Source organism: Kineococcus sp. DHX-1 (genome assembly GCF_042473625.1).
Taxonomy (GTDB): Bacteria; Actinomycetota; Actinomycetes; order Actinomycetales; family Kineococcaceae; genus Kineococcus.
On the sequence record NZ_CP170445.1, the window covers coordinates 1108761 to 1119228 of the forward strand.

The 10468-nt window shown below is 74.4% G+C and carries 10 protein-coding genes; 5 read left to right on the forward strand and 5 right to left on the reverse strand.

The genetic code is table 11. The features are described 5' to 3' along the window. Window positions 1-19 precede the first annotated feature (19 nt). On the forward strand, window positions 20-1180 hold the full coding sequence (gene serC, locus ACFEMC_RS05420; protein WP_380174310.1) for a phosphoserine transaminase: 1161 nt from the start codon (window positions 20-22) through the stop codon (window positions 1178-1180). A 74-nt stretch (window positions 1181-1254) separates the two neighbouring features. Next, window positions 1255-1554, forward strand: a complete 300-nt coding sequence (locus ACFEMC_RS05425) for a DUF1540 domain-containing protein (RefSeq protein ID WP_380174311.1) — start codon at window positions 1255-1257, stop codon at window positions 1552-1554. Here ACFEMC_RS05425 and ACFEMC_RS05430 read toward each other — a convergent pair. From ACFEMC_RS05430 to ACFEMC_RS05440, 3 genes are read right to left on the reverse strand one after another with little or no spacing between them, the layout of a single operon-like run. Next, window positions 1539-2762 carry a class I SAM-dependent methyltransferase gene (locus ACFEMC_RS05430; RefSeq protein ID WP_380174312.1) on the reverse strand — a complete coding sequence of 408 codons (1224 nt, stop codon included), beginning with the start codon at window positions 2760-2762 and terminating at the stop codon, window positions 1539-1541. The two genes, ACFEMC_RS05425 and ACFEMC_RS05430, sit on opposite strands and share 16 nt — an antisense overlap. A gap of 22 nt (window positions 2763-2784) precedes the next feature. Then, the gene (locus ACFEMC_RS05435) at window positions 2785-4071 is read right to left on the reverse strand and encodes an MFS transporter (RefSeq protein WP_380174313.1); all 1287 of its coding nucleotides are present in this window, start codon (window positions 4069-4071) and stop codon (window positions 2785-2787) included. Continuing rightward, window positions 4068-4574 carry a MarR family winged helix-turn-helix transcriptional regulator gene (locus ACFEMC_RS05440; RefSeq protein ID WP_380174314.1) on the reverse strand — a complete coding sequence of 169 codons (507 nt, stop codon included), beginning with the start codon at window positions 4572-4574 and terminating at the stop codon, window positions 4068-4070. The genes ACFEMC_RS05435 and ACFEMC_RS05440 overlap by 4 nt, the downstream gene beginning before the upstream one ends. 158 nt (window positions 4575-4732) lie before the next feature. On the opposite strand from ACFEMC_RS05440, the gene ACFEMC_RS05445 reads away from it, so the two are divergent. Further along, window positions 4733-6973 (forward strand): putative bifunctional diguanylate cyclase/phosphodiesterase, encoded by a 2241-nt coding sequence (locus ACFEMC_RS05445; RefSeq protein WP_380174316.1) that lies wholly within the window; start codon window positions 4733-4735, stop codon window positions 6971-6973. Here ACFEMC_RS05445 and ACFEMC_RS05450 read toward each other — a convergent pair. Together ACFEMC_RS05450 and ACFEMC_RS05455 are read right to left on the reverse strand one after the other, a co-directional pair. Next, entirely contained in the window at window positions 6962-8143 is a 1182-nt protein-coding gene (locus tag ACFEMC_RS05450; RefSeq protein ID WP_380174318.1) for a PLP-dependent aminotransferase family protein, read from the reverse strand. The genes ACFEMC_RS05445 and ACFEMC_RS05450 overlap by 12 nt on opposite strands. A gap of 131 nt (window positions 8144-8274) precedes the next feature. Next, window positions 8275-9048 (reverse strand): SDR family NAD(P)-dependent oxidoreductase, encoded by a 774-nt coding sequence (locus ACFEMC_RS05455; RefSeq protein WP_380174320.1) that lies wholly within the window; start codon window positions 9046-9048, stop codon window positions 8275-8277. 54 nt (window positions 9049-9102) lie between these two features. On the opposite strand from ACFEMC_RS05455, the gene ACFEMC_RS05460 reads away from it, so the two are divergent. Together ACFEMC_RS05460 and ACFEMC_RS05465 are read left to right on the forward strand one after the other, a co-directional pair. Then, window positions 9103-9342, forward strand: a complete 240-nt coding sequence (locus tag ACFEMC_RS05460) for a DUF2530 domain-containing protein (RefSeq protein WP_380174322.1) — start codon at window positions 9103-9105, stop codon at window positions 9340-9342. 4 nt (window positions 9343-9346) lie between these two features. After that, on the forward strand, window positions 9347-10453 hold the full coding sequence (locus ACFEMC_RS05465) for a DUF4440 domain-containing protein (RefSeq protein ID WP_380174324.1): 1107 nt from the start codon (window positions 9347-9349) through the stop codon (window positions 10451-10453). The last annotated feature ends 15 nt before the right edge of the window (window positions 10454-10468 follow it).

The window sequence follows — 10468 nt, forward strand, 5'->3', positions numbered from 1 at the left end:
GCTCCCCGGGTGCGGCAGGATGCGACCCGTGACTGCTCCCGCCACCGGTCTGCGCATCCCCACCGAGCTGCTGCCGTCCGACGGTCGCTTCGGGTCCGGCCCCTCGAAGGTCCGGGCCGAGCAGCTCGAGGCCCTGACGGCGGCCGGCCGCACCGTGCTGGGCACCTCGCACCGCCAGGCGCCCGTGAAGTCGCTCGTCGGCCGTGTGCGCGCCGGGATCGCCGAGCTGTTCTCCCTGCCCGAGGGCTACGAGGTCGTCCTCGGCAACGGCGGCAGCACGGCGTTCTGGGACGTCGCCACGCTGGGCCTGGTCCGCGAGCGCGCCCAGCACCTCGTCCTGGGGGAGTTCTCGGCCAAGTTCGCCGCCGCCACCGCCGCCGCGCCGTTCCTCGCCGATCCCGTCGTGGTGCGCGGGGAGCCCGGGACGCTGCCGCGGCTGGGTGAGGTCGCCGACGGCGTCGACGTCGTCGCCTGGCCGCACAACGAGACCTCGACCGGCGTCATGGCCCCCGTCGTGCGGCCCGCGGGGCCCACCGCCGAGCAGGGCGGTCCGCTCGTCGTCGTCGACGCGACCTCCGGCGCGGGCGGGCTACCCGTCGACGTGGCCCAGACCGACGCCTACTACTTCGCGCCGCAGAAGGCGTTCGCCTCCGACGGGGGCCTGTGGCTCGCGGTGCTGTCGCCGGCCGCCCTCGACCGCGTGCGGGAGGTGGGGGCGACGGGTCGCTGGACGCCCGCCTCGCTCGACCTGCAGATCGCCGTCGAGAACTCGCGCAAGAACCAGACCTACAACACCCCGGCCGTCGCGACGCTGGTGCTGCTGGCCGAGCAGGTCGAGTGGATGCTGGCCCAGGGCGGTCTGGACTGGGCCGTCCGGCGCACGGCCGAGAGTTCCGCGCACGTCTACGAGTGGGCGCAGCAGCGGGAGTGGGCCAGCCCGTTCGTCGGCGAGCCCGCGGCCCGGTCCCAGGTCGTCGCGACGATCGACCTCGACGCCTCCGTGGACGCCGGCGCGGTGCAGGACGTGCTGCGGGACAACGGGATCGTCGACGTCTTCCCGTACCGCAGCCTGGGGCGCAACCAGTTGCGGATCGGGCTGTTCCCGGCCGTCGAGCCCGACGACGTGCGGGCCCTGACCGCGTGCGTCGACCACGTCGCGGAACGACTGAGGAAAGCCTGACCTGCATTTGTCCCGGCGGCCAGGAAAGGCATTCCTGGCTAGCCGCGGAGGAATTCCGTGGTTACTTTCGAACCATGGCGACCGTGAACCTGGACCTGACCCCCATCCACCAGTGCTCCGCCGACGGCTGCACGTTCAACGCCTCGGCGTCCTGCCACGCCCCGGCCATCACCGTCGGAGACCACGGCGCGAACCACTGCGCGACGTTCCTCGGGATCCCGACGAAGCACTCCCCGACGAACGACGGCCACGTGGGCGCGTGCCAGCTCTCCGACTGCTCGCACAACGCCGACCTCACGTGCACGGCCTCGACGATCGAGGTCGGGACGTCGGCCGGCGGCGGGACCGAGTGCCTGACCTACAGCGCGGCCTGAACCCCCGCGCGCACGGCCGCGAGCTCCGGTTCCAGCATCCGGGCCAGCGCCGGTGAGACGACCCACGTCCGCGTGAGGTCGTCGAACTCGGCCAGCAGTTCGGCGCGGGCGGCGGGGCGGGGCCCCGAACCGGTCCGGACCGCGCGGATCATCGCGTTGCGCGGGGTGTGGGCGGAGTCGATGAACTCGACGACCTCGACGCGGTAGCCGAGCAGCTGCAGCACGAGCGAGCGCAGGGTGTCGGTGAGGACGTCGGCGAACCGCTCGCGCAGGATCGCGTGCCGGACGAGCGGGGTGCGGTTCCCGTGCAGCTGCCGCTGGACGTCGCGGTGGCAGCACGGTGCAGCCAGGACGAGGGGCGCGCCCCACCGCACGGCCCGAGCGAGCGCCTCGTCGGTCGCGGTGTCGCAGGCGTGCAGGGCCATGACCACGTCTGGCCCGACGTCGGGCCCTCCGTCGGCGTACGGGTCTGCGTCGGCGATGGAGCCGACCGCGAACTCGAGGCCCGGCAGGCCCGCCTCGGCCGCCGCGCGGCGACCGGTCGCCACCACGTCCTCGCGCACGTCCACCCCGACGGTCGTCAGGACCTTGCCCTCGGCGCGGGCCGCGTCGCCGAGCCACCGGTGCGCCGCGAAGGTCAGGTAGGCGTTCCCGCACCCGAGGTCCACGGCCCGCACCCGGTCGCCGGGTCGGGACAGCACGGTCGGCGCGAGCGGAGCGAGCTGGCGGACGAACGCCTCCACCTGGCGCCGCTTGTCGCCCCCGGCGCCCAGGACGCGGAACAGCGGGTCGTCGGGGTCGACGAGCCGGTTCTTCGCCTTGTCGTGACCGGCCGGTCCCGCCGCGTGCGCGGCGGCGGCGCGGTGGACCTGGGCGTCGCCCTTCTTCGTCACGCGGACCTGGACGACCTCCGTCGCCGTCTCCACGTGCAGGTTGCCGTAGGGCTGCGCGAGGAGGTCGTCGACGGCCGCGGCGGCCTCGCCCACGGGGACGTTGCGGGTCGAGACGACCGGCCCGGTGCGGGCGGTGAACTGCAGGTGCGGACCGGCCTTGAGCTGCACGGGGCGCACCTCGACCCGCTCGGCCGCAGGGGGTTCGAGGCCCTTGCGCCGTCCCGCCGCCACGCCCCGGGCCAGGTGCGGGGTGTCCAGCAGCAGGGTCCGGACGTCGGCCAGGGCGGTGGTCAGGTCGGTGGGCACGGGTCCCATTCTCCGCCCCGCCCGAGGCGGTTCACGCCGCGGCGGCGTCCCGTTCGTCGTCGCGGACGGGGACGAGCCGAACGTGTGGGGACTGCTTCCACGAGCAGGTGACCCGGACCCGCGCCCGGCGCAGGAAGTACACCCCGACGAGCACCCCGACCACGGCCGAGGGGATCGAGCCGACGAGGATCGACCACTCCGGGCCGAACCGGGTGCCCATCCACCCGACGAACGGCCCGCCGACGACGGTGCCGCCCTGCATGAGCGACATGTACATCGCCATCACCCGGCCGCGCATGGCGGGTTCGGTGCTCATCTGGACCGTCGCGTTCGCGGCCGTCATGAGCGTCAGCGACGCCAGGCCCATGAACGGCAGGACCACGAGGTAGAGCGCGTACGTGGGCATCAGGGCCGCGACCGAGGTCAGCACCCCGAAGGCCACGGCGGCACCGACGACGAGCCGGTACCGGGGCCGTTCCCGGCGCGCGGCCACGAGGGCGCCGGCGAGGGACCCGACGGCCAGCACGGTGCCGGCGAGGCCGAACCCGGCGGAGTCGGTCCCGAACTTCACGCTCGTCATGAGCGCGCTGGTGAGCTGGAAGTTCAGCCCGAACGTCCCGATGACCCCGACGAGGACGAAGATCGCGAGCAGGTCCGGCCGGGCCCGGACGTAGTCCAGACCCTCCCGCATGCCGCCGCTGCCCTTCGCCGGCTTCACCCGCGGCGCGCGCTGCGCCGGCCGCATGAGGTGCAGCATCACCAGCGGCGCGACGAACGAGGCGGCGTTGATGAGGAAGACCGGGCCCGTGCCGACCCAGGCGATGAGGACGCCGGCCAGGGCCGGGCCGATGAGCCGGGCGGAGTTGAAGGACGCCGAGTTCAGTCCGATGGCGTTGGGCAGGTCCTCGCGGGGCACCAACTGCCCGACGAACGTCTGCCGGACGGGACCGTCGATGGCGGAGGCCGACCCGAGCAGGACGGCGAGCACGTAGACGTGCCACAACTGGGCGGTCCCGCTCACGACGAGGACGCCCAGGACGAGCCCGAGGAACCCCATGACGGCCTGGGTGACCATGAGCGTGCGGCGCTGGTCGAAGCGGTCGGCGATCGTGCCCGCGACGGGGGCGAGCAGCAGGATCGGACCGAACTGCAGGCCCGTGGTGATCCCGCCGGCGGTGCCGGAGCCGTGGGTGAGGACCTGGATGACGAGCCAGTCCTGGGCCACGCGCTGCATCCACGTGCCGGTGTTGGAGACGATCGCGCCGCCGGCCCAGAGCCGGTAGTCGCGGTGCCGCAGCGAGCGGAAGGTCTGGTTCACTCGCTGATCACCCGCGTGAGGATGGCGGCGGCCTCGGCCAGGGTGGCGCGCTCGGCGGGGCTGAGGTCCTCCAGGCGGCGGCTCAGCCACGCGGCGCGGCGGGCCCTGGTCTCCAGGACGACGTCGCGGCCGGCGTCGGTGACGGCGACGAGGACCTGACGGCCGTCGACCGGGTGGTCGGTGCGCGAGACGAGCCCCGCGTCGGCGAGGGCGGCGATGGTCCGCGTCATCGACGGGGGCCGCACGTGCTCGGCGTCCGCGAGCTCACCGGGGGTGCGCGGCCCGCCGTTGACGAGCTGGGCGAGCACGGAGAACTGGCCGTCGGTGAGGTCGTCGACGCTCTTCTGGGCCCGCAGCCGCCGGGCGGTGCGCAACAGGGACACCCGCAGGTCGACGGCGAGGCGGTCCAGGGGGGCGCCGGGGGTTTCGTGGTCGTCGCCCGGGCGGTCGGTGGTGCGCACGGAGCCCGCGCCCCGGGTGTCGGGGGAGGGAGATGGTGGCATGGGGACACCATAGTCCTTGCTCTCGCTAATTACTACTGCGAACGATCTGGTGGAACGCCGGTCGAGGTACCGAAGTTGTGCACTCGGCGTTAGAGTCAGTCACGTTGCGTAGTGACGGTCGGGCTGTCGGCCCGCACGGCGGAGGGTGGAACCGGGAAGTGAGCGGATTGCCAGCGTCGGCGGCCACCCTGCGTGCACGACGGGCCCGCGAGCGCGCGGCCGCGGCCGTCGCCGAGGACCCTGCGCGGGACGTGGAGGACGCGCGCCTCGGCGTCGACCTGTCCGGTCCCGCCGTCGCCGTTCCCCCGGCGGACCTGGGGGCGGCCGTGCTGCGGGCACAACGGCGCTTCACGGAGTGCTCGGACGTCGCCGCGCTCGCCGAGGAGCTCGTCGCCGAGGTGCACGAGGCCGGCTACGCCCGCGTCCTGCTGCTGGAGACCGTCGCCCGGTCCCGCCACCGCGAGCTGGAGGTGATCGCCGCCCAGGGCGACCTGCTGCTGGTCCCGGGGTCGCGGCTGGCCGGGGCCGACCTCACGCGCATGTGCCCGTCCGCCGTCGTGGAGCTCGTCCCGGGCCACCCCCGGGCCCCGCGGCTCGCGGTCTGGGGCGGCGGCGAAGGGGCCGGCGGTACCCGCTTCCCGCGGCTGGAGGTCCTGACGGCCTCGGCCGGCGCCGCCTGGCGCGCGCTCGTCGCGACGGCCGACGCCGCCCGTGCCGACCGGGAGTCCGCGGGCGCGCGGCTGCTGCTGTCCGGGGCGCTGCGCCTCGCCGGCCTGGGGTCCTGGTCGTGGAACCCCGCCAGCGGTGTCGTGACCCTGGACGACCGCCTGCGGGAGATGCTCGGCCTGTCCGGCGCCGAGCCCGACCCGGACCTGGAGACGTGGCGCTCGCGCATCCACCCCGACGACCGCGGGCCCTTCACCGGCGTCGAGGACCCCGCCGCCCACGCCGGGACCTCCGCGCCCTACCCGTTCCGGGTGACCTCCGCCGACGGCACCGAGCGCACCTTCCTCGGCATGAGCGTGCCGCTGGCGACCACGAGTTCCAGCGTCGTGCAGGGCCTCGTCATGGACGTCTCCGCGGGGGAGAAGTCGACCGGTGAACTCGTCCGCCTCGCCCAGTGCGACTCCCTCACCGGGTTGGCCAACCGCTCCGTGCTCGACGTCCGCCTCGCCGAGGCCCTCGATCGGGCGACACCGCAGGACGCCGTGGCCCTCGTGCTGCTGGACCTCGACCGGTTCAAGCTCGTCAACGACACCCTGGGGCACCAGATCGGCGACGCGTTGCTGCGCCAGGTCGCCGTCCGCCTGGAGGACGCCGCCCCGCCCGGTGCGGTCCTGGCCCGTCTCGGTGGCGACGAGTTCGTCGTCATGGTCCCGGGTGTCAGCCGGGTCGAGGCCGCCTCGATCATGGCGCGCGACGTCCTGCGGCGCCTGCGGGCGCCGATGCTCCTGCCCGGTCTGCCCGAGCCGTTCGTCTGCACGTCCAGCGCGGGCATCGCGATCGGCCACGACGGGACGGCCGACGACCTGTTCCGCAGCGCCGACATGGCGCTGTACCGGGCCAAGGACGGCGGGCGCGACCGCGTCGCCGTCTACGACTCGGCCATGCGCGAGGAGGCGCAGGCCCGCCACGTCGCCGAGCACCGCGTCCGCCGTGCGCTGCGCACCGACGGGTTGCGCGTCGTCTGGCAGCCGATCGTCGACCTGCGCACGTCCGAACTCGTCGCCGCCGAGGCGCTCGTCCGGCTCGACGACCCCGTCGAGGGCATCCTGGAACCCAAGCACTTCGTCGACACCGCCGAGGACACCGGGCTCATCGTCGACGTCGACACGTGGGTCCTGGGCGAGGTCCTGAGGCAGCTGCGCGAGTGGCGGCGCGACGGCGTCGGACTGCAGGTCTCCTTCAACGTCTCCGGCAAGACGCTCGAGCACCCCGCGTTCGCGCACCGCCTCGCCCACAGCGTGGAGTCCACCGGCGCCTCCGGCAGTTCCCTGCTCGCCGAGGTCACCGAACGCACGCTCATCGACCTGTCGACGTCGACGCGCGCCAGCCTGGGGGAACTGCGCAGCATCGGCGCCCGCGTCGGCCTCGACGACTTCGGGACGGGGTACTCCTCGCTGTCCTACCTCGACAAGTTCCCGCTGAGCTTCCTCAAGATCGACATGAGCTTCGTGCGTCCCCTGGGTTCCTCCGACCGGGCCGAGGCCGTCGTCCGGGCGCTCATCAGCCTGGCGCACGCCCACGGCATGGTCGTCACGGCCGAGGGCGTGGAGACGGAACTGCAGGCGAAGATGCTGCGGGACATGGGGTGCGACCGGGCCCAGGGGTGGTTGTTCGGCCGCCCCGTCGAGGCGCACCGGCTGCCGTCCGGCCCGATCGCGCTCTCACGCCCGTAGCGCGCGGCCGAGCCGGGACACCCCCTCGGCGATGCGGTCGGGGGCGTGCGTCGTGAACGACAGGCGCAACGTCGAACGGTCCGGCTCCCCGGCGAAGAACGCCTCGCCGGGCACGAACGCGACACCTCGGCGCAGTGCGGCCGGCAGGAACTCCGCCGTGTCGACCGGCCCCGGCAGGTCGACCCACGTGAACATCCCGCCGTCCGGGCGCGACCACGTGCTCCCCACGGGCAGTGCGGCCTCCAGCGCCGTGAGCATCGCGTCGCGACGCTCGGAGTACGCCGCGACGACCCCGGCCACGTGGGCGTCGAGGTCGGTGGCGGCCAGGTACTCGGCCGCGGCGGCCTGGTCGACCGTGGACGTCTGCAGGTCCGCGGCCTGCTTGGCCACGACGACCGCCGGCCGGACGGCCCGCGGCAACCGCGCCCACCCGAGCCGCAACCCCGGCGCGCCGATCTTGGAGAAGCTGCCGAGGTGCAGGACGTTCTGCGCCGCAGCGGGTTGCACGGCCAGCGGCGGCACCGGGGCGCCGGTGTAGCGCAGTTCCCCGTAGGGGTCGTCCTCGACGACCCACACGCCGTGCTCGGCGGCGAGCTCGGCGATCCGGGCGCGGCGCTCGAGGGTGAGGGTGCGCCCCGTCGGGTTCGCGAAGTTCGGGACGAGGTAGAGGACCGCCGGCCGCCGGGTGCGGAACACCTCCTCGACGGCCTCGGGCAGGGCGCCGTCGTCGTCGCTCGCGACGCCCGCGAGTTCCGCACCCGCGAGCGTGAACGACTGCAGCGCAGCGAGGTAGCTGGGTTCCTCCACCGCGACGACGTCGCCGGGGGAGAGCAGGGCCGTCGTCAGCAGCGTCAGCGCCTGCTGGGAACCCGTGGTGACGAGCAGGTCGTCCGGGTCCGTCGGCAGGCCGCGTCGCGTGAGCCGGTCCGCGACGAGGGAGCGCAACCGCGGGTCGCCCTCCGTCGCGGCGTACTGCAGGTTCCGCCGCGCCGCCGGACCGGACAGGGCGCGGTCGTAGGCGGCGCGCAGACCGTCGACGTCGAACAGTTCCGGTGCGGGCAGGCCCCCGGCGAAGGAGATGACGTCCTCGACACCCGTGAGCGCGAGCAGGTCGCGGACGGGGGAGGAACGGACCCCGGACAGGCGGGGGTTCAGCGAGGGTGCGGTCACGACGGGCTCCCCGGGAGGTGGTGTGCGGCGGGACCGTCCCGCGCGGGCGATGGTGACGCCGGCGGGGACGGTGGGACGCGACCGGGGTGCGGAACGCTGCCCGCGATCCTACGCCCGCCCGGGGGCGGGTTTCAGACGCGGTGCACGTGGGCCGCGTCGGCCTGCGCGATCGGCCGGAGCACGACCTTGTCGAGGTCGACGTGCGGCGGGCGCGTCACCGCGAACGCGATGACGTCCGCGACGTCCTCGGCGCTCAGCGGGGTGAGGCCGTCGTAGACCTTGTCGGCCGCCTCCTGGGAACCGAGCCGCACCAGGGAGAACTCCGTCTCGACCATGCCGGGCGCGATCTCGGTGACCCGGACGGGTTCGCCGAGGAGTTCCTGCCGCAACGTCCGGACGAGGGCGTTCACCCCGTGCTTCACGGCCGTGTACCCGCCCCCGCCGGGGTACACCTCGAACCCGGCGATCGAACCGATCACGACGACGTGGGCGTTGCCCCCGCGGCGCATGCCGGGCAGCAGGGCCTGGTGCACACGCAGGACGCCGACGACGTTGGTGTCGTACATCGCCTTCCAGCCCTCGGGGTCGCCGTCCTCGATCCGGTCGCTGCCGAGGGCGCCGCCGGCGGAGTGCACGACGACGTCGACGTCACCGACCTGTGCCGCCATCGCGGCCACCGACTCCGGGTCGGTCACGTCGAGGGCGACGGCCGTGCCGCCCACCTCCTGCGCCAGCGCCTGCAACCGGTCGACCCGCCGGGCCGCCGCGATGGTCCGGAACCCCGCCGCGGCCAGCGCCCGCACCGTCGCGGCACCGATGCCGCTGCTCGCGCCCGTCACCAGGGCGGTGCGGCCGGGGGCGTTCTCGGTGTGCGGGGGGAAGGGCTGGGGCGAGGAGGAGGCCATGCGCCCATCCCAGCAGACCTCCCAGCAGACCCGACGGTGGGGGACACTGGGCGGGTGCCGCTGTTCCTGCCGCCGTCGAAGGCGAAACCGCCCCCGCCGCCGATGAAGACCGACGACCGCCGCGCCGTCCTCGTCGGACTCGGCGTCTGGGCGCTGCTGCTCGTGGTCGCGCTCGTCGTGCCGGAGGTGCGGGCGACGGGGGAGGGGCGCTGGCTCGGCTCCTGCATCGCCGGCCTCGTGCTCGGGCTCATCGGGCTCTTCCACGTGCACCGTCGCGAGCGTCGCTCGCGCTGACCCCGTGGCTGACGTCGAGCCGGTGAAGCTGCCCGTGCCCCGGTTGCTGGACCCCGCGACGGTCTCCGAACGGGCGGCCACCACCTGCTTCGACGCCGTCGTCAACTCCCACCGGCGCAGGGCCCCCTTGGACGACGAGGTGCCGCGGTCCCGCACTCCCGCACCCGAGGGGTTGCGGGCGGTCTTCGCCGCCCACGTCCCCGGCGAACCCACGCCGGTCGCCCACGCCACCGCGTTCCGCGCCCCGGGGCGTGACCGGACCTACCTCGCCTACGGGCACCGCAGCTCCCGCAGCCGCAGCTGGTTCGCCGCCTCCTTGACCGCGCCGTCGCAGCGGGCCGCCGCCACCTGGGACCGCTTCGAGCCCAGCGGGCACCCCGACGGCGGCATCGCCCACTTCTTCGGCCACGCCGACCCCACCGTCATCGCCGTCATGCTCAGGACACCCGACGGCACCGAGCACTTCGCCCCCACGGCGGCGGGCCTGTGGTGGACGGCGGTCTGGCTGGACGTCACCGCGGAGCGGACGATCGAGCGCACCTCCTGGCGGGCCGTGGCCGCCGACGGGGAGGTGGCGGCTGAGGGCACCGGTCCGCTGGGGCAGACGATCCGCCGCAGCGAGCCAGGACGATCAGAGAGCGGCAGCGGTCGGCCCGCCGCCAGTCCGTCGAAACCGCACGACGAGGAACCCGCCGGTGCCACGGACGGCAGCACGTGGCCCCCGCCGACGGACCCCGACGTCGTGCCGGTGCTCCGCGAGTTGCAGGCCCGCGAACCGCTCCTGCACCGCCCGACACCGAGACCGGAGACCGGTGACCCCCACCCGTACCTGGCGGCCGACTTCGTCGCCGTCGGACCCACCGGCCGGCGCCACGACCGACGATCCGTCGTCGCCGTGCTGTCGCGCCGCCGCGCGGCGCGGGAGCTGCAGACGTGGCAGGCGGACGACTTCCACTGCCGCGCTCTGGGTCAGGACACCTTCCTGGTCACCTACGAGCTGCGCCGGGGCGGGAGGACGTCCCACCGGATGACCCTGTGGCGGCGCGCTGCGCAAGGGTGGGAGGCGGTCTACCACCAGGCCACCGCCGTGAGGACGACCCGTCCGAGGTGAACCGTCACCGGGACA

Coding starts and splice junctions, on each gene's coding strand:
- serC (WP_380174310.1), top strand. CDS start 20: ATGCGACCCGTGACTGCTCCCGCCACCGGTCTGCGCATCCCCACCGAG.
- ACFEMC_RS05440 (WP_380174314.1), bottom strand. CDS start 4,574: ATGCCACCATCTCCCTCCCCCGACACCCGGGGCGCGGGCTCCGTGCGC.
- ACFEMC_RS05455 (WP_380174320.1), bottom strand. CDS start 9,048: ATGGCCTCCTCCTCGCCCCAGCCCTTCCCCCCGCACACCGAGAACGCC.
- ACFEMC_RS05430 (WP_380174312.1), bottom strand. CDS start 2,762: ATGGGACCCGTGCCCACCGACCTGACCACCGCCCTGGCCGACGTCCGG.
- ACFEMC_RS05425 (WP_380174311.1), top strand. CDS start 1,255: ATGGCGACCGTGAACCTGGACCTGACCCCCATCCACCAGTGCTCCGCC.